We start from the raw sequence: 22,875 nt of genomic DNA on the forward strand, positions 1-22,875 counted from the left end.
TGTATTTCTACCATACATATATAAACAAAAATCAATACATCAGCGTTGCCCGATTCCGGCGCCAACCCCCTTATCGAACCGTTTCGCTCGGTTCCTGCCGGAACGCATCGCGGAGACTGGCAAAACACCGTTTGACGAAACTAATAGATCACCGACATATCATGTTTCGACACGGCCGAACCGCCTCAGCGGAGCAGCGCACGCCTGGCTGCACCACACAGCGCTCTCGTTCACCATGACACACGAAGCAAAAGTTGTTGACACGTATCAGATCACGCCCCGAGTGAAAGGGTTCCGTCTGCGAGTACCCGGTCACGAGTTCGAGTACGACCCGGGACAGCACACGACGATCCGGTTCGAATCGGGCAACGAGCGAATCGTCCGCCCGTACACGCCGACGAATCTGCCCGGTAGCGAAGAGCTGGCACTGACGATCAAACGCTACGACGACGGACTGGCGTCGTCGTACATGCACCAGAAGCGACCGGGTGACACGGTCGAGATCGGCTCGATAGAGGGCGCGTTATCACTCGTCGACACGAGCCGAGACGTCGCTTTCCTCGCGTCCGGCACGGGCCTCACACCGATGATGGCGATGCTCCGGCAGTATCTGCGCGAAGGCACTGGCCACGCGCACATCCTCCTCGGCGAGAAGCGAGAGGAGACCATCATTCACCGAGAGACGCTCAATGAACTGGCGGCGAACAATCCCAATCTCAACCTGACCTTCGTGCTCTCGGACCCCAACTGGGAATGGACCGGGCGGATCGGATACGCACAGGAACACCTCGAAGACCTGTTCGACGAGTTCACCGAGCGGGACTTCTACGTGTGCGGGGTCCCGCCGATGGTCGTCCAGGCGAAAAACCGACTGGCCGAGCTTGGAGCGCCCGACGAGCGAATTCACAGCGAAGGCTGGGAAGACAGCGTCGTCGCAGACGACTAACGAGGAGTGACGGTATTCGGTCAGTGCAAGGACCGTTCGCAGTCGGTTCGCTTGATCTGACCGTCCCGGGTTCGACTCCTGGTACGGTATCCCGGTAGGCCCGGCTTGACTATCGTTTGAGACGGCGCTCGGAGAGCCGCGGACAGCCGAGTCGGTCCATCGTGCCGTGCGCTACGAGTTCACGGAGTAGACCAAGATCTGCGCTCGCGTACGCTTTCAGGCAGTGAGCGAGTTGTGCCGAATCGACCGATCCGTCCTCGGGACCGAGATACCGCTCGACGAGCGTCGCATAGTCACCGTCGGTCATCCGTGGGTCGGATACGTCCGAGAGCGGCATGGTGTCGACCTCGCCGCGCCAGTCTGCCCGGTCGATCCCGATGTCGTAGTCGCTGAGTAGAACCGGATCGACCTCGATGCCAAGTTGACGAGCCGCTTCGACAACCGTGTCAGCCTCCGATCTGACCGGGACGCTCTCCGGGGTTGCGTGGAAACACCCGTTCAGCACCCGCTCTGCTCCGGTCCCAACGACATCGCCCCCCGATGCTTGCGCGAGACGTTGATAGAGCATTTCGAGCGGAAAGCGGTCGTATCCACGCGTCACAAGCGTTGCGCCTTCTGCCTCTGAAAGGTCTTCGACGACGTGCTCGAGCAGGAGCTGTTCGTCTCGCGTGTCGGGTTCCTCGCGATGATATACCGTCGCATCACTGGACCGGTCACAGTATGCGAAACAAACGGCGGCGATTTCGTACGTCTCCGGGTCTTCCACCCGGATACCCCCCGTCTCATCCGTCGGCCGGGGTTGGACGGTCACAGCGATACGTTCGTCGCTTGCCCCTAGCTGGACCAGCCACGGGGTGTCAAGTTCAGCCAGTGGCGGGTGTGTCTGAGGCTCCGGTGCCTCGATACGTTCCACGCCACTGTTACCGGATGGAAACAGGAGCTGGGCCCCGAGTGACCTCGACCGGACGACCCGGTCGAACCGGTACCATTTGCCCGTCTCCAACGACGATTCAGTAGCCGATGGCTCTTGGACTGCCACCCGTAGCTCCGTCCCCTCGATATCGGTACAGTATACCATGGACGTGGGTTCGGCCGGGTCGTCTGCAACGTAGTCAACCCGGAGTGGAACCTCTAAGCCACGCTCCGCCGGAATCTCCCTCGAGGCTATCATCTGTTCGAGAAAATACGGCCTGTACGTTCAAAAACTACAACCTGTCTCTGTGGAGTGTTAATCGGGAGTTCATCAACCTCCTCTGCAACTAATCGTTCTCACTCTTTTCGGAGATTCTGAATCCATCGTCGGACATATTCTCTGTCTCTGTGCTAATTCGTATAGCTCTTGAGACAGAGTCGTACGGACCATTGCCTCACGTCGTCTCTAACCGCTCAAATTGTACTCTATTCGACCTCAAATGACGACTGTCCCCTCTTAGAGGGCAGCAGACGCGATTCTCAGACGTTCGTGCACTTCTCCTCGAAAATGTATGGATAGAAAGCTGGCCTCGGCACTCATAGGGCTCGTCATCGCCTCCCTCGTGCCGGCCCTAACTTCGATCCCGCTCTGAGGGGACGTTCCCCGTGCGCGACCGGAACGTGGCGAGGGCGGACCGGTCACCGATCGAGTTCTGACCGCGGCAGAGCGTCGGAACGTCTCTCCCGCAGCCCGGACTTTGGGGCGAACGCGTCCGTCAGAGAAACCGCCTCGGCGCTCGTGACTCTCGAGCTACCGGCGGTGAATAGTGCACTCCGCCGATTCCGACGAGAAGGCCGATTGCGGTCGAAAGCCAGTCGATCGGTCGGTCCGACCGGTCGGCAATCGGCGCCGCGTCCGGGCTCAACCCCCGTCGTCGACCTTCCCGAGACGGATCGGTTCCTCGTCCCCGTCTGAGCGTTCGACCCGGACCGTCCTGGTCGGGAACGCCATGTCGAACCCGGCGTCCGCGAACGCCCGTTGAATCTCGCCGTTCACGGCCCCTCTGACCTCCTTCCAGCGGTCGAGGGCCTCGATGTGGTACTCGAGCCTGATCCGCATCGCCGAGTCCCCGTAGTCCCAGAACCACGCGCCAGTCCGCTCGGCGTCGACGCCGTCGACCTCGTTCGTCGTGTCGACGACCAGTTCGACGGCGGATTCCATCTCCGCCGGCGTCGTGTCGTACGACAGCCCGAGGAAGGTCTTCACCCGTCGGGTCGGCTCTGCGGAAATATTTCGCACCTCGGCCTTCGCGATCGACGCGTTCGGGAGCGTCACAACCCGCCCGTCGAAATCTCGGATGCGCGTCGTCCGGAGCCCGATCTCTTCGACGGTACCGGTCGTCCCCTCGATATCGACGATGTCGTCGACGAGGAAGGGCTTCGTCGAGAGGATGTGCGCGCCGCCGAAGATGTCGGCCATGGTCTCGCGGGAAGCGAAGGCGACTGCGACCCCGGCCACGCCGAGTGAGGCGATGACGGCCACGACGTCGTACCCCAGCGAGTCCAGCACGACGATGCCCGCGACGGAGACGATGGCGATGTTGGCGATCCGGCTGACAATCGGAACGAGCTCGTCGTCGAGCTTGGACTCTGTGCGTTCGACGTACCTCATGAGGTAGGTCTCGACGAACCCGTCCGTCAACCGGACTGCGATCCACGCGATAGCCACGATGACGGGAATCTCGACCGAGGCGTTCAACACCGACTCCAGCGGCTCGACCGGCGAGAGGATGCGTCGTCCCGCGACCGCACCGAACACGACGCCGAGGAGGACGACGGGCCGCCCGAGCGCGTAGACGACGATGTCGTCGACCTCCGTCTCCGTCGCTTCGACTTTCCGCCGCAGTCTACGCCGGTAAAAGAAGCTCAGCGACCGGCCGACCACTGCACCGAGGCACAGCACGGCGAAAAACAGGAAGTACTGCTGGATCGTGCTTCCGAAGTACGTCTCCGACAGCAACGAGACAACTGGCATACAGGAGGCGTGTTCCCCGGTATCATAACTCTATGGCCGCGTCCGACGCACGGGTCGCGTCTGCCGCGTATCGGTGCGTCACTCGCCGGCGGCGACCGGGCGGTCGCCGGAGTGCGTCAGGGCGAACGCGAAAACGTGGCCTCGACGCTCGAACCCCGACGACTTACCAGTACCAACCGACTTCGGCCTGCGATTATCTAGCAGTGCTGAATACTTCTATCATTCTTATCGCGGGAGGCGAGATGTTCTGTATCCGGGTCACCGAATCGGTCTTCGCCGCGAGCGGTATACACTGTCCAGCCACGACGATGGAGCCAATCTGCGACAGGAAACCAGATACTCTCGTCACAGTACTACGGCCTCATGCCTGTGCGGACTCTGCGGACCGAAACTCGTCGGCTACGACATCGTCTCGAACTGGGGGAACTGGGTCTACCAGACCGGCGTCGGCAACGACTCGCGGGACAACCGCTTCGAGGTGCTCTCGCAGGGCGAGTACCACGACGACGCGGCCGCGTACATCAGGACCTGGCTCCCCGAACTCGACGGTCTGCCGGCCGAGTACGCTCACCGCCCGTGGCGGCTGAGCGACGACGAGCAGGCCAGCTACGGCGTCGAACTCGGCGTCGACTACCCGCGGCCGGTGATCGATATCGAGCGTCGGTACGCGGAACTTGGTTGATGACGGTGCTCCCAGGGGTCTGAAAGAATGTCCGCGGGGTGACAGACTGCGGGGAAATACTGTTCGTGGGTCGTGGTGCCGAATCGGAGGGACACCCTGTACGGAGCGTGTCGCGGAGTGTCCAGCAGTGACGTTTCCGCGTCGGGCGTCGGTTCCTACGGCGTGGGGACCAGGCCGCGGATCGCGATTTCCGCCACGGGCTGGACGGCTGTCCTCACCGACTACTCATCGGCAACCTCGACGCTGACACTCTCGCCATCCTCGAGGAGACTCATGTTCTTCACTTCGACCTGTATCGCCTGGTCTGCGGATAGTTTCTCGTCGTACTCGTGGTCCTCGTCCTCGACACGGATAGTGCCGTCCCCGGAGGCGTCGACCGGTTCAGCGATATCGAGCGTCTCGGAATCTTCGGCCGTCAGCGACGGCTCGAAGACGTCCGTCACGGTTCCATCGGAATCGATCCTGGCGACGACCTGATCCTCGGCGTCGGAGCCGGGTGCGACGGCGACCTGCACCTTCTCCGTGCCCGCGACGACGTCGAAGTGGACGCCGTCACCGGCATCGAGGCTGCTCTGGACCTGCTCGTCGGACCAGGCTGTCTCGATGGCCTCGTCGACCTCGTCCGAGGACAGTTCGTCAAACGGATCGGTTATCTCGACCGTGTAGTCATCTGAAAGCTGTTCTCCGGATGCGTCACCAGAGCTCGCTCCGGCTGCGACGACGCCACCGGCTCCAACGGTGAGCATCGCCGCGAGGGCGAGCGCGATTAGCTTCGTTCGCATTGTGTATCGGAGTGATCCGTTCGAAGGATCGCTCCACCTGGACCTTGTAAGAAAAACCCCTTAGAGACCCGTTGAGAAGGCGTTTGAAACGGTTTCGAAACGGGTTTCGGCTACAGGAGCAAAACCATGTTACCCATCCCGCGGCGTCTGCGCTCGACGAGGTTTTTCGTCTCCAGGCTGTCGAGCGTGCGGCTGACCGTCGCCTTCGAGAGATCCGTCGCGTCGACGATGTCGCTTTGGGCCATCACGCCGTCCTCGTCGAGGATCGTCTCGTAGATCTCACGCTCGTTTTTCGCCAGGCGCTCGGCGGTTTCCTCCCACTCCTCGCGGCGCGCGTCGAGGAGGTCCCCGCTCGGTGCGAGCCCGTCGTTCCCATCCGTCCGCACCGCGCCGCCGGCGGAATCCGGCGGTCTCCGGTCGATAGCCGGTGATTTGGCATCTCTACCCGACCAATCCGTTGTAACGAGGTACGTCCCGCTCGAACCGAGCAGGACCGCAGAGACGGTGATGACCGCTACATCACGGTACTGGAAGTACCCGCCCAGTTCCGCGACCTCCGTACCGCCTTCACCGACAGAGACGACGACTGGTGTGGGGGTTATCAGCTGTACCGCGAGAACGACTGTGGCGGCGACGAAGACGACCGCAGCGAGGAGCTGCTTACCGTGGAGGGCCTGCAAATCCATAGGTTGATACTTCGAATCCCTTCCCTAATCTCCGTCGATATCGACTGGCAAAATTCGGCCCGAAACCGGGTTGAAACGCCTGCGAAACGCGTTTCGAACGCGTTTCATCCCAGTACTCATGAGCTCTTTCACCCAACGGTCACGTATGAATGAGGACGCCCGGACTGGCCTCGTCGTCCTCCTCGTGCTCGCGAGCGTCGGCGTCGGTCTCGCGGGCACACTCGCCGCGCTCGGGGTCGGGGACCCCATCGCCGACAGGGACCAGGTGGGAGAAGTCAGCATCGCTGGTACCAACGTGACCGCCTCCAGCGACAGGAGTGACACCGCGGTGGTGACGAATGTCTCGGAGACGAGTGATATCGAACTCACCGAAGACGGAGGCGATATTTTGATCACGACGCGAGAGAACGACCGGTTTACTCGGCACGAACGGGGACGCGCTGTCGAGATTGTCCGGGCCAACCGGACCGTCGCGTCGTACCTCGAAACTGTCGAAAACGAGGAACTCACGGTCGAACCTATAAGAAAGCTGGACTCCGGGGAGGCACAGACCGCGACGTTCACATTCGACGTCGAAGAGACAAACAGCACCCTCTCCGCCGGGGAGACGGTAAAGATCAGGAACCTCACAGTCGAGAAATCGGACGACACCGTGACAGTCGACAGAGAACCGTCTTACGTCGAGGACCGGGCAGTCGTCCGGATCGGGCGCGCCGGCAGGGAAGACGCCAGATACCGCGCGGAAATCGATCTCGCAAACGAGACGGTCGTCGACATCACCGACATGGGTGAGCTGTAGTGGACTGGAACTCGAATATGGGACAGCAGTCTCGGATCGATAACCGTGGATCTCGCTAGGGCCGAAACACGAGGCAATAGCACTCAGTTGTGGGGTCGTGTATGAGTCTGAATGTATTGTCGACGTAAATCGGTGGCCTCGGCACTCATAGGGCTCGTCATCGCTGGTGCCGAGGCAGCTCGGAGCGGTGCGTCGTCATCGGCCGCTCGACGGTAGTCGCCTCGCGGACTAAAGCCGACGGGTCGGCGGCGGGGCTAACCGGGTCGGAGTCGCCGCGGTCAATACCCGAGATCCTCGTACTCCTGGGGGTCTTCTCCCGGGGCCAGCCGCAGGAACCGGAGCTCCCGCACTCTCTTCACCGTCCGGCCGGCGTCGACGGGGGCGACGAACCGCGGCGCGCGGGCGGCCGGCAGCGGGTCGCCGCCGCGCTCGACGGCCAGCACCGCGTCGAGCGCCGTTTTCAGCGGGACGCAGACGGCGTAGCCGTCGGCGGCGACGCGGACGTGGGTCGCGTCTGGGGCGACCGTCACGTCCGGACGGTCCAGCAGCGACCCGACGGCGACCCCGCGCCACGCGCCGCCCCACCGCTCGCCGCTGGCGCACAGGAACTCCTCGGCGACCGATTCGAGCGCCCCGTCGTCGAACTCGTCGCACGCGACGACCCCGTCCGCGAGCCCGGACAGCTCGACCTCGACCGACGCCGCTACGGGCGCCGACGCGTCGGGGTCCCGGTCGCTCACTTCCACGGCGGATCGCCTCCGCGTTCGCTCGGGCACATGCCCGCTGATGACGAGCGCCGCGGGTTTGAATGGGCCGCCTCGTTCCCGCGACCTGAGGCCCCGCTCGAACGGGTTCGCGGCGTCGCCGCTCGGTCGTCGTCGGCATCTGGAAAAACGCGGTCGGCGGGCGGTCAGTCGCCGCCGTGACAGGACCCCGCGTACGCGTTCCATCGGTCGATCCCGTTGGGGAGTCGCCCGTCGTCCGTCGCGTCGAACGCCGCCGCGCACTGCGCGATCGCTTCCTCCGCGGTCGGCAGTTCGTCGTCGCGGTCCGGCGTCTCCGCTTCGATGCTCGTCTCGCGCGTACTCGGACCCTCGGGGTGCGTCGCCGCCGATTCCGAGCCTGCGTCAGTCGTGTACTACGGGTGGCACGATTCTCCCGAGACGGGCATCCTTAATAATAGTTCATGTTTGTTTGTCGCGCCGCGAGCGTCGGCCTCGCGCCCCCGACTACTCGTACGACTCGGGCTCGATCCCGGAGAGCCGCATCGCGTTGCCGGTGACGCCGAGGCTCATTCCCATGTCGCCGACGACGACCGCGACGGCGACGCTCACCAGCCCCAGCGGCACGCCGAGCGCGAGCAGCGCCTTCACCCCGAGGCTCGCCCAGACGTTCTGGCGGATGACCCCGTTGGCCGTGTGCGAGAGCGCGTAGAGGTACGGGAGCTTCGCCACGTCGTCGCCCATCAGCGCGATGTCGGCGGTCTCCAGGGCCGTGTCCGTCCCCGCGGCGCCCATCGCGACGCCGACGTCGGCCGTCGCCAGCGCGGGGGCGTCGTTGATCCCGTCGCCCACCATCGCGACCTCGCCGTACTCGGCCCGCAGCGACTCCACCGCCGCGACCTTCTCCTCCGGCAGGAGCTCGGCGCGGTACTCGTCGACGCCGACCGACTCGGCTATCGCCCGCGCCGTCCCCTCGTTGTCGCCGGTCAGCATCACGACGCGCTCCACGCCGAGCTCGCGGAGGCGCTCGACGGCCCGCTTCGAGTCGGGGCGAACCTCGTCCGCGACGGCGATCGCCCCGGTCAGCTCCGTCGCCGTCCCGACGAGCACGACGGTCTTCCCCTCGCTCTCTAACGCGGCGAGCGACCCCTCGGCGAACGCGCCGTCGCCGGCTCCTCCGGGCCCGCCGTCGTCGCCCTCGGTCACGACCCCGCCGTCCGCGACCCCGCCGTCGGTCTTTGCACGGGCCCGCGAGAGGTCGAAGCCGAGCCCCTCGAACAGCGCCGGCTTCCCGGCGTAGTACGTCTCGCCGTCGATATCCGCGCGGACGCCCTTCCCGGTCAGGCTCTCGAACCCGGCCGGCTCCGCGAGGGCTCCCACGCCCGCGCGCTCGGCGCGGCCGAGGATCGCGGCGGCGATCGGGTGTTCGCTCCGGCGCTCCAGCGCGGCGGCCCGACGGAGCAGCGTCTCCTCGTCGGCGCCGCCGAGCGGGACGAGATCGGTGACGGCGAGTTCGCCCCGGGTGAGCGTCCCGGTCTTGTCGAGCGCGACGGCGTCGACTTGGCCCATCGCCTCCAGGTGGTTGCCGCCCTTGATCAGGACGCCGTTCTTCGCCGCGCTGGTGATCCCGGAGACGACCGAGACCGGCGTCGAGATGACGAACGCGCAGGGGCAGGCGATCACGAGCAGCGTGAGCCCGCGGACGAACCACGTCCCCCAGTCCGCGGCGAAGACGAACGGGTAGCCGGCGAGGTCGACGGTCACCGGCTCGCCGATCACCAGTGGCGGCACCGCGGCCGTCAGAATCGCTAAGACGACTACGACCGGCGTGTAGTAGCCCGCGAAGCGGTCGACGAACCGCTCCGTCTCCGTCTTCTCCGCCTGCGCGCCCTGCACCAGTTCGATGATCCGCGAGAGGGTGGAGTCGCCCGCGGTCGAGGTCACCTCGATCTCCAGGTACCCCTCCTCGTTGATCGCGCCCGCGAACGCCTCGTCGCCCGGGGCCTTGTCGACGGGGACGCTCTCGCCGGTGATCGGGGACTCGTCGACCGCGCTCTCCCCCTCGATCACCGTCCCGTCGAGCGGGACCTTCTCGCCCGGGCGGACGATCACGGTCTCGCCGACCGCGACGTCGTCGGTCGGGACGGTCGTCTCGCCGCCCTCTCGCCTGACGGTGGCCTCGTCCGGGGACAGCTCCATCAGCTCGCGCAGGGAGTCGCGGGCGCGGTCCATCGCGTAGTCCTCCAGCAGCTCGGCGACGCTGAAGAGGACCGCGAGCGTGGCGGCCTCGACGAAGTAACCGATCCCGGTCGCGGCGACGATGGCCGTCCCCATCAGCAGGTCGATGTCGAGGCTCCGGTTCAGCGCGGAGTAGTAGCCGCCGCGGACGACGGGGATCCCGCTGGCCGCGACGGCGCCGACGAACAGGACGTCCGCGAGCGCGAGCGGGACGCCGAGCACGCTCGCCACCGCGGGGTTCCGCCCCGTCAGGACGAACTCGAACAGGAGCCCGGCGACCACGAGGACCGCGCCCAGCCACGTCTTCTTCGCGCGCGGCGTCGTCCAGACCGCCGACGGGGGCGCGACGGCGACGTCGCCGGACGCCCCGTCGGCGGTCCCACCGCGGTCGCCGTCGGCGCTCCCCTCGCCGCCCGATCGGCCGCCGGTGACCTCGTAACCGGCTCCTTCGATCGCCGCGACGACATCGCTCTCGTCCGCGCGATCGGGGTCGTAGGCGACCGTCGCGGTCCCGGCGGTGGGGTTGAGCGCGACGTCGGTCACGCCGTCGACGCGCCCCAGTGCGCTGTCGACCTTCCCGGCGCACGACGGGCAGTCCATCTCGGGGACCGCGAGGCCGGCGGTCAGCTCGCGTCGTCCGCCGTCCGCGCCGGTATCGGCGGCCTCGTCCCCGCGTGCGTCTCCGCGTCCGTCCGGCTCGTCACTCATTACGTCGAGAGAGGGCCCTCATATCGATAAGCCTTGTTTGGATATTTCCAACTGGCGCCGATCGACGGCGGCGGCACGGTCAATCGAACGACGCGGGGGCGGCGTCGCCCGCGACCGACCGGGCGACGTGCGCCTTCGCCAGGCGCTCCTCGGCCCGACGGAGCCGGTAGGTGAGCGTCGAGCGCGGCACGTCGAGGTGGGCCGCGAGCTCCCCGGCGTCGACCGCCCGCGGCGACTCGTAGTAGCCGTGCTCGACCGCGGCCCTGAGCGCGGCCTCCTGCTCCGGGGAGAGCCCGACGCCGTCCGCGTCGGCCCGCGTCTCGTCGCCCGCAGCGGCGTGCGCCGTCCTGAGCAGCTCCGTGCGGGCGGCGTCGCCGACGGCCGCGCGGAGCGCGTCGAAGAACGCGCCCACGTCGCCCTCGCCGGAGTGGATGAGCCGCCACGTGTAGTGGCGTCCCTCGTGGCGGGTCTCGAACAGCACGCCGTCGCCGAGGTGATCCCGAGCGATGTGCGGGACGGACGCGCAGACCGGCGTCGGCTCCCAGTCGGTGTACAGCACGAGCGTGTCGTCGGTGCGGTCGAGGACCCGGGTGGTCTGGGTCGCGCCGCAGTCCTCCGTCGCGAGGCAGTCGGCGTAGTAGTCGCCGTCGGTGAAGGCGGCCTCGACGGCCGCGAGCGCGTCCGGCGCGCCCGTGGCGTGGTCGACCCGCCAGAGGTGGTCGTCGGTGGCGTGCAGCGACAGCGACCGCACCCGCGCCCCGGGGTGGGCGGCGAGCGCGTCGGCCACCCTGTTGCGCCCCGGTTCGTACTCGAGGGCGAAGACGAGTTCGCGCATGGGGGCCCGTAGGTGACTGTCGGACATAACAGGTGGCCTCGGCCCCAGCGCTCCGCCGCCGCGACGCGTCTGCGCTCGATTTCGAGCTTCGCGGCCGAATCCAGCGATCGCGGGTGAATCTGTGCGCGCCGCGCTCGCGGAGTCGACCGCAAATCGCGGTTTGCTATATCTTCATGCGGTTTATTCTTCTGGTGTCCGAACGTGTTCGGGCGGGTTTCGCCCCCGTGAGAACGCGCGAAACCGAGTTCGGGGGGTCGTTCGTACGCCGAGTATGGTCGAGAAGACGGACCGAACCGCCGGAGCGGGGGGCCCACGCTCGGCGGACGGCCGGCGCTTCGAGGTGTTCGTCCGGGAGGAAGAGGCGGATCCGCTCCGTCACGTCGGCACCGTCGCGGCGCCGACGCCGGATGTCGCTCACGAGGAGGCGAGCAAGCTCTTCGCCTGGTACGCCCGCGACGTGTGGGTCTGCCCCGCCGAGGAGACGCACCGCTACTCCGCCGAGTCGCTGGCGGCAGACGAGCGGTCCGGCGACGAGTCGGCCTCACGTGACGACGCGAGCGACGAACCGCGCGTGTACGAGGAGACCGAGGGGACGCCCACCGTCGCCTGCGGCAGCGCACCGGTCGAGAACGACTCGGACCCCGCACGCGAGGACGAGACGGCCCCGGAGGGAGACCGATGATCTCCGTCAGCAAGCTCCTCTGCGGGCTCGACGCCGAGAGCGACGGGCTCCGGTACGACGCCGCGGGGGACTCGAAGAAGCCGCAGATAACCGATGACAAGCAGCGCCGCCCGGTCGTCGTCTGGAACACGACGAAGCGGTGTAACCTCTACTGCGAACACTGCTACGCCGCGGCCGATCGGGAGGGGGCGCCGAACGAGCTGTCGACGGCGGAGGGGAAGGCGCTCATCGACGACCTCGCCGAGTTCGGCGTCCCGGTGCTCCTCTTCTCCGGCGGCGAACCGCTCGTCCGCGAGGACCTCCCGGAGCTCGTCTCGTACGCCGACGACGCCGGGATCCGTCCGGTCCTCTCGACGAACGGGACCCTGCTCACCCGCGAGAACGCCCGAGAGCTGAAGGCGGCGGGACTCAAGTACGCCGGCGTCTCCGTCGACGGGCTCCCCGAGCGCAACGACCGGATCCGGGGAGAGGAGGGGGCGTTCGACGCCGCCGTCCGCGGGATAGAGGCCTGTCTCGACGTCGGGCTCAAGACCGGGCTTCGCTACACGATCACCGAGCACAACGTCGACGACCTCGCGGGCGTCGTCGACCTCCTCGTCGACGTCGGCGTCGACCGCTTCTGCTTCTACCACCTCGACTACGGCGGGCGGGGCGCCGAGATCGCGGACGTGGACCTGAGCCCGGAGGCGACCCGGAAGGCGGTCACGGACCTCTGTGACCTCACCCGCGAGTACCACGCCGCGGGCGAGGAGATCGAGACGCTGCTCGTCGGCAACTACGCCGACGCCGGTCACCTCGTCGAGTACGCCGACCGGGAGATCGGCACGGACCGCGCCCGGCTCATCCACGAGCACCTGCGGCGCAACGGCGGCGACCCGACCGGCGAGCGCGTCGCCGACGTCGACCCCGTCGGCAACGTCCACCTCACGCAGTTCTGGCAGGGGTACTCCCCCGGCAACGTCCGGGACCGCTCGTTCGGCGCGATCTGGTCGGACGAGTCGAACCCGCTCCTCGCCGGGCTCCGCGACCGCGAGGAACGGCTCACCGGGCGGTGCGCGGACTGCGCGTACAAGGAGGTCTGTCGGGGCGGCTCGCGGCTCCGCGCCCTCTCGGCGCACGGCGACCCGTTCGCGCCCGATCCGAAGTGTTACCTCACGGAGGCGGAGCGCGACGGCGCGGAGGCGTTACGGCGGATCCGCGGCGAATCGGCGGCGGACTGACCCGACGGGACTCGGGAACCCCTCGGTGATCGGCGGTCAGTCGTCGACTCCCTCGAAGGCGTCCGTGACGAGCTTCGCCTGCGCGGACCGGAGCCGCTGCGAGAGCGCCGACTTGCTGATCTCCAGCTCGCCGGCGAGCTCGCCGAGGGAGACGTCGGCGGCGTCGTCGAAGTAGCCGCGGACGACGGCGAGCTCCATCCCCTCGCGCTGCTTCGGGGTGAGCGCGGAGAGGTCGACGGTCGCCTGCTCGGTCGGTTCGGGACCCGCGACCACGGCGAGCCGGAGCAGCCGCACGCGGTCGAGCGTCTCCCTGAGCGTCGCGACCACTTCGCGGACGGCGTCGCGGTCGTCGACGTACGTCGTGACCGACACCGTCCCCTCGTCGACCCGTCGCACGCGGGGGACGTAGCCGAACTCCTGGAAGACGCGACAGAGGCAGTCCTCGCTGATCTGGCCGCGCGCGCGGCGGATCCCCTCCTCGCCCGGCGGTTGCACTTCGACCGTACACTCGTCGCCGACCGCGTTGACGGTGACGTCGGACGCGCGCTCCGACTGCGAGACGATCGGGCAGTCCCACTCGTCGGACGGGTCGACCTCGAGGTCGACGCGGAGCCGTCGGTCGCCGTCGTCACCCGCGACTTCGACCATGCGGTCGATCGGTCGGCCGTCGGCTTAGGCGTTCGGCGCGTCCTCACGGATCAAAAAAGCGGGACCGCGCGGCGGGGGCGGACGGCGAGGGTAGCTCGGAGCCGGGACGGTCCGGTCAGTTCTCGGAGCCGGGGACCGTCCGGTCAGTTCTTGGAGCCGGGGACCGTCCGGTCAGTTCTTGGAGCCGGGGACCGTCCGGTCAGTTCTTGGAGCCGGGGACCGTCCGGTCAGTTCTTGGAGCCGGGGACCGTCCGGTCAGTCCTCCGACTCGGGCGCGGCTTCCTCCGCCGCGGGCTCCCCTGCGCTCTCGTCGGCCGCCTCGCCCTCCTCGGAGCGGGCCGCGACCAGCGCGCCGCTGGCGACGCTGTACATCGGCTCCTCGGCCGAGCGCACGCCGCTGATCGAGAACGGGATGCTCGCGTCCTCGAGGTGGTCGGCGAACAGGTCCTTGAACCCGTTCGGGCTGGAGGTGCCGCCGGTGACGACGACGGGGACGTCGAGCCCCTCCTCGACGTCCTCCTCGTCGACCTCGCGGCTGATGTTCTCGATGACGTAGTCGAGCAGGTTCTCGTAGTAGATGGCGAGCGCGCCCTCGACGCCGCCGACGTCGGTGCGGAAGTCGAGCTCGAAGTCGTCCTCCTTGATGCTCGTCACCTTGTCGACGGGCGTCCCCGTGGCCTGCGACGTCTGCTCGTCGATCCAGTCGCCACCGCGGGCGATGGAGAACTTCATGACGGGCACCGCGTAGTAGGCGAGACAGACGTTGGTCATCCCCGCGCCGAAGCTGATCCCGAGCCCGGTGAAGTTGTTGTCCGCGAGCTCGGAGTAGATGACCGCCATCCCCTCGTTGATCGGCTCGGGGTCGTACCCCATGTCGCCGAGCATCGACTCCAGCGTCTTCTCGTGGTACAGCGTCGTGAGCCCGGAGTCGATCGGGTCGGCCGGGCTGGAGTAGAAGAGGCGCTCGTTCGGCTTCGAGGGCTCGCCGACCACCTGCTCGGTGATGAGCTTGATCATCGGGATCGCGGAGGCCTCGTCGCTGGATAAGATTCCGTGTTGCATCGGGCGACGCGTCTCCTTGTTGAAGATGTTCGCGAAGTTGAGCGCGTCGTCGCCGACGACGTACACCTTGTCGTCCTTGCGGATGTGGAGGACGTCGCTGCGAGAGAGCATCTGCTCTGCCATGTCGCTGTACTCGATCTCGACGAACGAGTTCCGCTGCTGTACGAACACCGTCTCCGCGCCTTCCTGTCGTCCGGAGAGGATGTTCATCGTGCCGACGTCCAGGCCTTTAGCCATACACGTCCGTATCATTGCACACTTCATAAACGTTCGTGGCCGATTCCGAGCCGAGAGAATCGCGGCCGCGCCGCGGGCACCCTCGGTGGCCCGAGCCCGCTACGGCCTCCGGCCGCCGCGACCCCCGACTCGAATCCCGGGTCGTTTATGTGCCGCGCCGCGGTGATGCGAGACGACGTGAACGACACAGCGCGCGGGGTCGCGGAGCTGGCGCGGCCGGCGAACTGCGTCGCCGCCGCGGTCCTCACGGGGACGGGCGCGTTCGTCGCCGGCGCCGCGGGCGCCGTCGTCCCCACGGCCGTCGCCGCGGTCGTCACCGCGTTCGCGGTCGCCGCGGGCAACGCGATCAACGACTACTTCGACCGCGACATCGACGCCGTCAATCGGCCCGACCGCCCGATCCCGCGCGGCGCCGTCTCGGCGCGGGGGGCGCTCGGCGTCGCCGCCGTCTGGTTCCTCGTCGCCGTCGCGTTCGCGGCCCTCCTGCCGCCGCTGGCGATCGCCATCGCCGCGGTCAACCTCGTCGCGCTCGTCACCTACACGACGATATTTAAGGGGACACCGGGGCTCGGCAACGCCCTCGTCTCCTACCTCGTCGGCTCGACGTTCCTGTTCGGCGGCGCCGCGGTCGGGGAGCCGGCGGCCGTCGCCGTCCTCGCGCTCCTGGCCGGGCTCTCGACGTTCACCCGCGAGGTGATCAAAGACGTCGAGGACGTGGCCGGCGACCGCGAGGAGGGGCTCCGCACGCTCCCGATCGCGGTCGGCGAGGACCGCGCCCTCTGGATCGGCACCGGCGCGCTCCTCGTCGCCGTCGCGGCGAGCCCGGTCCCGTACTTCACGGGCACCTTCGGCGGCGTCTACCTCCTGCTCGTCGCCGTCGCCGACGCGGTCATGCTGTACGCCTGCTACGAGGGGTTCGCCGACCCGACGAGCGCGCAACGGCGATTCAAGTACGGCACCTTCCTCGCGGCGGCCGCGTTCGTCGTCGGCCGGGCGGCGCTCCTCGTTTAAAAGGCCGGTCGTAGAGCGCCTCGGCTCACGGCGCCGCGGCTCGCCGGACGGGGTCGTTCGAAGAACCGAATCCGTGTATCGCTCGACGGCGGACGGTCAGGTGACGGTCACGCGACGTTGAAGCCCTTGTCGCGGAGGAAGTCCTCCACGCGGCCCGAGTGGTTCCCCTGCAGCTCGATGGCGCCGTCCTCGACGGTGCCGCCGCAGGCGAACTTCGACTTGAGATCCGACGAGAGGGAACTCAGGTCGACGTCTTTCGGGTCGAATCCTTCGATGACCGTTACCTCCTTACCGTACCTGCGCTCGTCGATGCGGATGCTGATCTGCTGGGACTCCTTCGCGACGTCCTCGCAGACGCAGAGTTCCTGGGGCAGTCCGCACGTCGAGCAGACTTCCGACATTACAGCCGAACTTACAGGGTGACCGTATTAAATAGTGTCGGGAGTGCGGCCGCGTCGGACGTCCATCGCCCGTTCTTTCGGGCCAGCGACCGGATCGAGCACGCGAATGGGGGTCGGCGCCGCTCGGCCGCCTCAGTCGAACAGCCGCCCGAGAACCGGCGTCGCCTCCAACGCGAGCCGCCGAACGGTCCGGCGTGCCTCGTCCGCCTCCGCGCGCGTCACCGTCCCGGCGTACGTCGCCCGCTCGTACGTCTCCCCGACGGCGAGCGCCCGCTCGTCGAGGCCGCGGAGCCGGAGCGCGTCGAGGTAGGCCCGCGGGGTCTCCCCGGCGCGCCGCTCGCGGTAGCGACGGCCGAGCAGGTACTCGAGGTCGGCGAACGCGCGCCGGGCGTCCGTGGCCGGATCGGAACTGACCCACGGAAGGCGGAGGCGCGCGGCGCGGCGCGCGCGCCTGCCGACGCCGAAACGGCGGGCGGCGGTGACGCCGATGACGGCCGCGACCAGCCAGTAGGCGACGGTCTCGCGCGACGGGATCGGGGAGCCGTCCCCGCTCGGCCGCGCCTCGCCGCCGACGGCGCCGCGGGTGAGTCCCTCCTGTCTCGCTCCGACCGCGGTGTCGCCGGGCGCGGCGGCGTCGGCCGCGTCGCCGCCGGTCGCCGCCGTCCCGTTGCTGTCGTTCGGCACGTCGGCCGTCGTCGACGACGGGTCATTGACGCCGGCCTCGGGGACGATCGACGGCGCGCCCCGAGCGGGTTCGGAGGCCGGGACGTCCACGTCCTCGTCGCCCGCGGCGCGCGCGTCGGCGAGGCGCGCGGTCCGGGTCTCCTCGCGCTCGGCCGCGGGCGTCGGGTCGAAGGTGACCCAGCCGTGGCCCGGGAAGTACGCCTTGACCCACGCGTGGGCGTCCTGGCCGCGGACGACGTACCGGTCCTCGCCGATCCGCTCGCCCTCCGAGTAGCCGGTGACGAACTGCGCCGGGATCCCCTGCGATCGCAGCATCGCGGTCATCGTCGTCGCGAAGTAGACGCAGTAGCCGGCGTCCATCTCGAAGAGGAACGCGTCGGCCACGTCGCCGTCGGGCTTCCGGACGGTCAGCGAGTACTCGTACTCCTCGCGCAGGTAGCGCTCGACCGCGACGGCCCGGTCGTACGGGGTCTCCGCGTTCGACGCCGCGATGATCTCCTCGGTGCGCTCTCCGACGCGGTCGGGGGTGCTCTCGGGGAGCTGGGTGTACCGCTCCTCGATCGCGGGGTCGTAGTCGGTGCCCGCGCTCCGGAGCGCGGCGGGGTCGGCGTCGGGCACCCGGCTCTCGACCGTGACCGACTCGCCCGCTCCCAGCGGCTCGGCGAGCCGGAGCGTCCCGTGCTCGTCCACCCGTGCGGTCTGGGCGGCGGGCCCCCGCACGTCGACCGCCTGCCACGGCGCCGGCAGCGACGGCGACTCCGTCTCGGCGGTGATCGTGACGTTCACGCGCGTCGCGTTGCCCGGGGGCCCGTCGAGCGGTCCGTCGAGCGGCGACTGCTCGCCGGACCGCACCCAGCCGTCCCCGGTGTAGGTGTCGTAGGCGCCGGCGTGCCAGTTCGCCGCCACCGGACTCTCGATCGTGTAGCGCACCTCGGGCGAGAGCCGCGTCGGGCCGACGACCTCGACCTCGTCGTCCGCCTCGATCGACGACTCCAGCGTCGGGGTGCCGCGGTCGATCCCCCAGGGCTGGGCCGCGCCGGCCGGCAGCAGGGTGAGCGTCGCGCTCACGAGGACCATCGCCGCCAAGACCGCGGCGAGGGTGTCGCCGTGGTCCCGGATCCCGCCCGGCATCGACAGCGTCGAGAGGCCGGCGGCGAGCGCGACGCCGACGACGCCGACGAGCGTGGTCGTCCCGCCCGCGTCGCCGGTGAGCACGAGGAAGGCCAGCGTGCCGCCCGCGGCGCCGGCGGCCGCGACGTGTCGCCCGCGGCCGACGAGGTAGCCGACGAGGAACGTCGGGACCGGCGCGACCGCGAGGACCCAGACGTCGGCGAGCGCGAGGCGGAGGATGGAGAGCCCGGTCAACAGCGAGACCACGTCGATCGCGACGCGCCGGACCGAGAACAGCGCGCGCTGACTCTCGGGGATCGCGAAGTAGTACCCCGCCAGCGTCGCGGCGAACAAGACGACCGTCAGGCGGAGCGCCGCGCGCTCGCCGACGTACCGCGCGAGGAGGAAGCCCGCGGCGCCGGCGACCGCGACCGCGACCGCGGCCCGCGTCGACCCGCCGACGACGTCGGTCGCGGCGAGGAACACCGAGAGGTACGCGGCGGTGACGACCGCGACGCCGAGGACCGGCGGGTCGACGACCGCCCGCAGCCGCCCGCGGAGGTCGCCGTCGCCGGGGCTCTCCCCGTCGTCCGACCCGCTCCCGCCGCCGAGCGGGCGGCCCCTCATCGGCCGATCACCTCGCTCCGGTCCGCGGACGGCGCCCCGCCGGGCGCGGTCTCTCCGGCCCCGCCGTCGTCGGCGACCGCAGCGCCGGAGCCGTCGTCCGGGGGACCGGTCGCCGCCTCGTCGACGCTCGTCTCGCCGTCGCCCGCCCCGCGGACCGTCGCCCCGGCCACTTCGTCGAACGCGACCGCCCGGTCGCCGACGCGGTACCGGGCGCCGCGCTCGTCGGCGACGACGCGCACGTCAGCCTCGTCGTCGCCGACCGTGCCGGGACGCGTCCGCGCGGCCAGTTCGAGCACCGCCCGTCGCCCCCGCGCGCCCGGGTCCGCCGAGACCTCGCCGTTGGGGAGCGTCAGGTCCACCGGCACGCCGTCGTCAAGCAGCGCGAGCGCGAGGCTGGCGGCCGCGCTCGCGAGGTCGTCGGCGGGATTTCGGTCGCTCCCGCGTTCGGTTTCCCTCGCCGTCCCCGCGCCTTCGCCTCCGGCCTCGCCGGCGATCGCCACGCGGCCGCGCTCGGTCTCCGCGGCGAACGCCTTCACCACGATCTCGCCGTGCTTCGCGGTCGCGGGCCAGTGGACGTCGCGGAGGGGGTCGCCCCGCGCGTACTCGCGCAGGCGGTCGAACTCCTCTCGCCGCCGGCTCGCTCCGACGGCGTCGTCGGCGTACAGCGCCCGGCGGAACCACGTCGGGATCTCGCGGCACGCCGGGTACGCGAGGGTCGCGTCGAACGACTCGATCACCGCCTGCCGCTCGAAGAGCCCGAAGACGTCGCTCGCGGTCACCGTGACGGGGCCGAACTCCCGCTCGCCTCGGCGCAGGTAGCGGACGCGGTACGTCGCCGGCGCGTCGCCGACGGAGGTGCGGACCGGCTCCGTCGGCCCCTCCAGCCCGTCGTCGAGCGCGTCGGCGACGTCGGCGACGTACGTCGGCGACAGCTCGCCCGCCCCCCGGGAGTGGAACGAGAGCCGCACCTCGCCGGTCTCGCCGACGAACCCTTCCGGCGGGAGGCTCCGCCTGGCCGCCGGCTCCTCGATCCGGGCGAGCTGGACGTACCCGGCCGCGAGCGCGACGGCGCTCGGCAGGACGACCGCCTCGATCGACCGCCCGCTCGCGGCCAGCGCCATGCCGACGCCGACGACGCAGACCGCGACGACGACGCGGCCCCGTCGGGTGAGGGTCGGCGACGGCACGAGAGATCACTCCACGCTCGTCCGGTTCAGCGCGTCTTCGACCACCTGTTCCCCGTCGGTCCCGGAGTCGGAGCGGACGCGGTGCGCGAACACGGTCGGCGCCTCGGTCTGGACGTCGTCGGGAATCACGTACCCGCGGCCGTCGAGCGCGGCCCGCGCCTGCGCGGTCCGGAGCAGCGCGAGGCTCCCCCGCGGACTGACCCCGAGCCGGGCGTTCTGCCGCGTGTACGTCGCCAGCCGCGCGACGTACTCGCGGACGGGTTCTGTCGCGTCGACGTCGGCGACGGCGACCCGGGCGCGCCGGACCTCCTCGATCGACGCGACCGGCTCCACGGCGTCGACGGGGTGGTCGCCCGCCATCCGGCCGATGATCTCGGCCTCCTCCTCGGTGCTCGGGTAGCCGAGCCGGATCTTCTTCGTGAACCGGTCGACCTCCGCCACCGGGAGCTCGTACGTCTGCCCGGGCTCGACGTCGTTCTGGGTGGCGATCACGCAGAACGGGTCCGGGAGGGCCCGCGTCTCCCCGTCGGTCGTCACCTGTCCCTCCTCCATCGCCTCCAGCAGGGCCGACTGCGTCTTCGGCGGCGCCCGGTTGATCTCGTCGCCGAGGACGACGTTGGCGAACACGGGTCCGGGCTGGAACTCGAACTCGTCCGTGCGCTGGTTGAACACGTTGACGCCGGTGACGTCGGCGGGGAGGAGGTCCGGGGTGAACTGGACGCGCTTGAACGAGCCGTCGATCGAGCGCGACACCGCCTTCGCGAGCGTCGTCTTCCCGACGCCAGGCACGTCCTCCACGAGGAGGTGCCCGCGGGCGAGGACCGTGACCACGACGTGCTCGATCGCCGCCCGCTTCCCGACGATCACCGCCTCGACGTTGTCGACGACGCGCTCCGCGAGCGCGGCGACCTCGTCGAGCGCCATCGGGGGACGCTCAGGCTCTCCCGTTCCGTCGGCGTCGACGCCTGCCGGACCGGTCTCCGCGGCGTCAGTCATGTCGGGGTCCCTTCCGCGGCGCCCCGACCGAGTCGTCCGATATCATCCGTCGGTACGCCGGTCTCGCTATCGCCTCCCGTGCCAAGGCTACCCACGACCATCGATATGGCCCCGCTTAGGATAGCAACGGCATATGCGTTCCGCCGGGCGGCACCGGCCGTACACGTCCGGTCCCGGTCGGTCCGGCGCCCGTTCGGACCGCGTCTCTCGGACGACGACTCCCGGACTGCGGCTGTCCGAACTGCGACTCCCGGACTGCGGCTGTCCGAACCGCGACTGGCCGAACTACGACACTCGGACGTTCCGCCCGGCCGCCTCGCCGAACGACTCCGCGCCCGTCACGGGGTCGCGCTCGTAGACGACCTCGCCGCGGACGAGCGTCAGCTCCGGGAAGACGCCCTGCAACCCCTCGAACGGCGTCCAGCCGCAGGCGCTGTGAAGCGCTCCCGCCTCGATCTCGCGCGGGTTCGTCAGGTCGACGAGGACGAGGTCGGCGTCGGCGCCCTCGGCGACTCGCCCCTTGGCCTCGACCCCGAAGATCGACGCTGGGTTGGCGGCGACGACGTCGCGGACGCGTTCCAGCGTCAGCTCCCCCTTGCGCACGGACTCCAAGAGGAGCGGGTACAGCGTCTCCACGCCCGGGACGCCGCTCGCCGCCTCCGCGAGGCCCTGCCGCTTCTCCGCGACGGTGTGGGGCGCGTGGTCGGTGGCGACGACGTCGACGTCGCCGTCGCGGAGGCGCTCGAACACCCCGGCCCGACGCTCCTCGGAGCGGAGCGGCGGGTTCATGCGGCCGAACGTGCCGAGTCGGCCGGCGTTCTCGCGCGAGAGGAACAGGTGGTGCGGGGTGACCTCGCAGGTGGGCGGAGCGGCGCCCGCCGTCGCGTCCGCGTCGTCGCCCGTCTCGGACTCCCGGGCCGCGACGACCGCGTCGATCCCCTCCGGCGTCGACGTGTGGGCGATATGCACCTGCGCGTCGCTCTCGGCGGCCGCGCCGAGGGCGCGCTCGACCGCGGCGACCTCCGCCTCGGCGGTCCGGTAGGCGGACCACGCGTCGGCGTCGGCCGCGGTGCCGACGCCGCCGAGGTCGCCGGCGAGCGCGCCGTCGTCGAACAGCGTCTCGTCCTCCGCGTGGACCGTGACGGGGACGTCGCGGGCGGCCGCCTCGGCGAGCGCCTCCTCGAACAGGTCGACGGCGATCCCCATGTCGCCGGTCGAGTCCGCGAGGAACACCTCGCCGAGCGCGAACAGGGGCCGTTCGAAGAGGCTCTCCGGGTCCCAGTCGGCGGTGACGCCGCCGTTGATCCCGTAGTCGACGAGCGAGTCGGCGGCGAGGTCGGCCTTCCCGTCGAAGGCGTCGCCGTCGACGGTCGGCGGCGAGGTGTTCGGCTGGTCGACGACGGTGGTCACGCCGCCCGCGGCCGCGCTCCGCGAGCCGGAGGCCCACGTCTCCTTGTGGCTCCCGCCCGGCTCGCGGAAGTGGACGTGGGCGTCGACGGCGCCGGGCAGGAGGTGTCGCCCGCGCGCGTCGACGACGCGCTCGCCGGGGTCCGGGTCGAGCCCCGCGGTCGTCGGCTCGACCGCGTCGACGGTTCCGTCTCGAACACGGACGTCGCGGACCCGCCCGTCGGCGAGCTCCGCACCGGAGATGAGCATGGGTACGCG

At 69.4% G+C, this 22,875-nt stretch carries 19 protein-coding genes and 1 pseudogene; 6 read left to right on the plus strand and 14 right to left on the minus strand.

From position 1 onward, the window contains the following. Positions 1-235 precede the first annotated feature (235 nt). Positions 236-946 (plus strand): ferredoxin--NADP reductase, encoded by a 711-nt coding sequence (locus tag DJ75_RS06275; protein WP_094523570.1) that lies wholly within the window; start codon positions 236-238, stop codon positions 944-946. Positions 947-1,055: 109 nt separating this feature from the next. Here the strand turns inward: DJ75_RS06275 and DJ75_RS06280 are convergent, their stop codons facing one another. Both DJ75_RS06280 and DJ75_RS06285 read right to left on the minus strand, forming a co-directional pair. After that, on the minus strand, positions 1,056-2,117 hold the full coding sequence (locus DJ75_RS06280; RefSeq protein ID WP_094523572.1) for a hypothetical protein: 1,062 nt from the start codon (positions 2,115-2,117) through the stop codon (positions 1,056-1,058). Between the two features lie 663 nt (positions 2,118-2,780). Continuing rightward, complete coding sequence (locus DJ75_RS06285; RefSeq protein WP_094523574.1) at positions 2,781-3,893, minus strand: mechanosensitive ion channel family protein; 1,113 nt, start codon at positions 3,891-3,893, stop codon at positions 2,781-2,783. Between the two features lie 388 nt (positions 3,894-4,281). Here DJ75_RS06285 and DJ75_RS19365 point away from each other — a divergent pair. Next, positions 4,282-4,575 (plus strand): annotated as a pseudogene (locus DJ75_RS19365) (FAD-binding domain-containing protein); the annotation flags it as partial. 221 nt (positions 4,576-4,796) lie between these two features. Here DJ75_RS19365 and DJ75_RS06295 read toward each other — a convergent pair. Together DJ75_RS06295 and DJ75_RS06300 are read right to left on the minus strand one after the other, a co-directional pair. Next, positions 4,797-5,357, minus strand: a complete 561-nt coding sequence (locus DJ75_RS06295) for a hypothetical protein (protein WP_094523578.1) — start codon at positions 5,355-5,357, stop codon at positions 4,797-4,799. 110 nt (positions 5,358-5,467) lie between these two features. Next, a complete protein-coding gene (locus DJ75_RS06300) occupies positions 5,468-6,043 on the minus strand; it encodes a MarR family transcriptional regulator (protein WP_094523580.1) in 576 nt (191 codons plus the stop codon). Between the two features lie 145 nt (positions 6,044-6,188). On the opposite strand from DJ75_RS06300, the gene DJ75_RS06305 reads away from it, so the two are divergent. Continuing rightward, positions 6,189-6,842 (plus strand): hypothetical protein, encoded by a 654-nt coding sequence (locus DJ75_RS06305; RefSeq protein WP_094523582.1) that lies wholly within the window; start codon positions 6,189-6,191, stop codon positions 6,840-6,842. A gap of 278 nt (positions 6,843-7,120) precedes the next feature. On the opposite strand, the gene DJ75_RS06310 is transcribed toward DJ75_RS06305, so the two are convergent. The 3 genes from DJ75_RS06310 to DJ75_RS06320 form a co-directional block, all read right to left on the minus strand. Next, complete coding sequence (locus tag DJ75_RS06310; protein ID WP_241881416.1) at positions 7,121-7,588, minus strand: molybdopterin-dependent oxidoreductase; 468 nt, start codon at positions 7,586-7,588, stop codon at positions 7,121-7,123. Positions 7,589-8,071: 483 nt separating this feature from the next. Then, a complete protein-coding gene (locus tag DJ75_RS06315) occupies positions 8,072-10,510 on the minus strand; it encodes a cation-translocating P-type ATPase (RefSeq protein WP_094523584.1) in 2,439 nt (812 codons plus the stop codon). Positions 10,511-10,589: 79 nt separating this feature from the next. Continuing rightward, positions 10,590-11,345 carry a helix-turn-helix domain-containing protein gene (locus DJ75_RS06320; protein WP_094523586.1) on the minus strand — a complete coding sequence of 252 codons (756 nt, stop codon included), beginning with the start codon at positions 11,343-11,345 and terminating at the stop codon, positions 10,590-10,592. A 271-nt stretch (positions 11,346-11,616) separates the two neighbouring features. Between DJ75_RS06320 and DJ75_RS06325 the strand changes: the two genes are divergently transcribed. After that, positions 11,617-12,027 (plus strand): Htur_1727 family rSAM-partnered candidate RiPP, encoded by a 411-nt coding sequence (locus DJ75_RS06325; protein WP_094523588.1) that lies wholly within the window; start codon positions 11,617-11,619, stop codon positions 12,025-12,027. After that, positions 12,024-13,247, plus strand: coding sequence for a TIGR04347 family pseudo-SAM/SPASM protein (locus DJ75_RS06330; RefSeq protein WP_094523590.1), 1,224 nt, complete (start codon positions 12,024-12,026; stop codon positions 13,245-13,247). The genes DJ75_RS06325 and DJ75_RS06330 overlap by 4 nt, the downstream gene beginning before the upstream one ends. A gap of 36 nt (positions 13,248-13,283) precedes the next feature. Here the strand turns inward: DJ75_RS06330 and DJ75_RS06335 are convergent, their stop codons facing one another. Then, positions 13,284-13,895: a helix-turn-helix domain-containing protein gene (locus DJ75_RS06335; RefSeq protein WP_094523592.1), complete on the minus strand. Its 612-nt coding sequence runs from the start codon at positions 13,893-13,895 to the stop codon at positions 13,284-13,286. Between the two features lie 255 nt (positions 13,896-14,150). After that, the gene (locus DJ75_RS06340) at positions 14,151-15,194 is read right to left on the minus strand and encodes a cell division protein FtsA (RefSeq protein ID WP_176451163.1); all 1,044 of its coding nucleotides are present in this window, start codon (positions 15,192-15,194) and stop codon (positions 14,151-14,153) included. A gap of 177 nt (positions 15,195-15,371) precedes the next feature. Between DJ75_RS06340 and DJ75_RS06345 the strand changes: the two genes are divergently transcribed. Next, positions 15,372-16,205 (plus strand): geranylgeranylglycerol-phosphate geranylgeranyltransferase, encoded by an 834-nt coding sequence (locus DJ75_RS06345; RefSeq protein WP_094523704.1) that lies wholly within the window; start codon positions 15,372-15,374, stop codon positions 16,203-16,205. A gap of 107 nt (positions 16,206-16,312) precedes the next feature. Here DJ75_RS06345 and yciH read toward each other — a convergent pair whose 3' ends face one another. The 5 genes from yciH to DJ75_RS06375 form a co-directional block, all read right to left on the minus strand. Further along, a complete protein-coding gene (gene yciH, locus DJ75_RS06350) occupies positions 16,313-16,606 on the minus strand; it encodes a stress response translation initiation inhibitor YciH (protein ID WP_004596695.1) in 294 nt (97 codons plus the stop codon). Positions 16,607-16,738: 132 nt separating this feature from the next. Beyond that, entirely contained in the window at positions 16,739-19,027 is a 2,289-nt protein-coding gene (locus tag DJ75_RS06355) for a DUF3488 and DUF4129 domain-containing transglutaminase family protein (RefSeq protein WP_094523596.1), read from the minus strand. Further along, the gene (locus tag DJ75_RS06360) at positions 19,024-20,214 is read right to left on the minus strand and encodes a DUF58 domain-containing protein (RefSeq protein WP_249269154.1); all 1,191 of its coding nucleotides are present in this window, start codon (positions 20,212-20,214) and stop codon (positions 19,024-19,026) included. Before DJ75_RS06360 ends, DJ75_RS06355 begins: the two co-directional genes overlap by 4 nt. A 6-nt stretch (positions 20,215-20,220) precedes the next feature. Beyond that, positions 20,221-21,210, minus strand: coding sequence for a MoxR family ATPase (locus DJ75_RS06365; RefSeq protein WP_094523598.1), 990 nt, complete (start codon positions 21,208-21,210; stop codon positions 20,221-20,223). A gap of 285 nt (positions 21,211-21,495) precedes the next feature. Next, entirely contained in the window at positions 21,496-22,866 is a 1,371-nt protein-coding gene (locus DJ75_RS06375) for a dihydroorotase (protein ID WP_094523602.1), read from the minus strand. Between the last annotated feature and the right edge of the window lie 9 nt (positions 22,867-22,875).

It is taken from the genome of Halorubrum sp. Eb13, assembly GCF_002252895.1.
Lineage (GTDB): Archaea > Halobacteriota > Halobacteria > Halobacteriales > Haloferacaceae > Halorubrum.

Excerpts from the sequence above, each read along its gene's own strand:
- yciH (WP_004596695.1), bottom strand. The coding sequence starts at position 16,606 with ATGTCGGAAGTCTGCTCGACGTGCGGACTGCCCCAGGAACTCTGCGTC.
- DJ75_RS06365 (WP_094523598.1), bottom strand. The coding sequence starts at position 21,210 with ATGACTGACGCCGCGGAGACCGGTCCGGCAGGCGTCGACGCCGACGGA.
- DJ75_RS06275 (WP_094523570.1), top strand. The coding sequence starts at position 236 with ATGACACACGAAGCAAAAGTTGTTGACACGTATCAGATCACGCCCCGA.
- DJ75_RS06280 (WP_094523572.1), bottom strand. The coding sequence starts at position 2,117 with ATGATAGCCTCGAGGGAGATTCCGGCGGAGCGTGGCTTAGAGGTTCCA.
- DJ75_RS06285 (WP_094523574.1), bottom strand. The coding sequence starts at position 3,893 with ATGCCAGTTGTCTCGTTGCTGTCGGAGACGTACTTCGGAAGCACGATC.
- DJ75_RS06300 (WP_094523580.1), bottom strand. The coding sequence starts at position 6,043 with ATGGATTTGCAGGCCCTCCACGGTAAGCAGCTCCTCGCTGCGGTCGTC.
- DJ75_RS06335 (WP_094523592.1), bottom strand. The coding sequence starts at position 13,895 with ATGGTCGAAGTCGCGGGTGACGACGGCGACCGACGGCTCCGCGTCGAC.
- DJ75_RS06305 (WP_094523582.1), top strand. The coding sequence starts at position 6,189 with ATGAATGAGGACGCCCGGACTGGCCTCGTCGTCCTCCTCGTGCTCGCG.
- DJ75_RS06375 (WP_094523602.1), bottom strand. The coding sequence starts at position 22,866 with ATGCTCATCTCCGGTGCGGAGCTCGCCGACGGGCGGGTCCGCGACGTC.
- DJ75_RS06295 (WP_094523578.1), bottom strand. The coding sequence starts at position 5,357 with ATGCGAACGAAGCTAATCGCGCTCGCCCTCGCGGCGATGCTCACCGTT.
- DJ75_RS06340 (WP_176451163.1), bottom strand. The coding sequence starts at position 15,194 with ATGGCTAAAGGCCTGGACGTCGGCACGATGAACATCCTCTCCGGACGA.
- DJ75_RS06320 (WP_094523586.1), bottom strand. The coding sequence starts at position 11,345 with ATGCGCGAACTCGTCTTCGCCCTCGAGTACGAACCGGGGCGCAACAGG.
- DJ75_RS06315 (WP_094523584.1), bottom strand. The coding sequence starts at position 10,510 with ATGAGTGACGAGCCGGACGGACGCGGAGACGCACGCGGGGACGAGGCC.
- DJ75_RS06355 (WP_094523596.1), bottom strand. The coding sequence starts at position 19,027 with ATGAGGGGCCGCCCGCTCGGCGGCGGGAGCGGGTCGGACGACGGGGAG.
- DJ75_RS06330 (WP_094523590.1), top strand. The coding sequence starts at position 12,024 with ATGATCTCCGTCAGCAAGCTCCTCTGCGGGCTCGACGCCGAGAGCGAC.
- DJ75_RS06325 (WP_094523588.1), top strand. The coding sequence starts at position 11,617 with ATGGTCGAGAAGACGGACCGAACCGCCGGAGCGGGGGGCCCACGCTCG.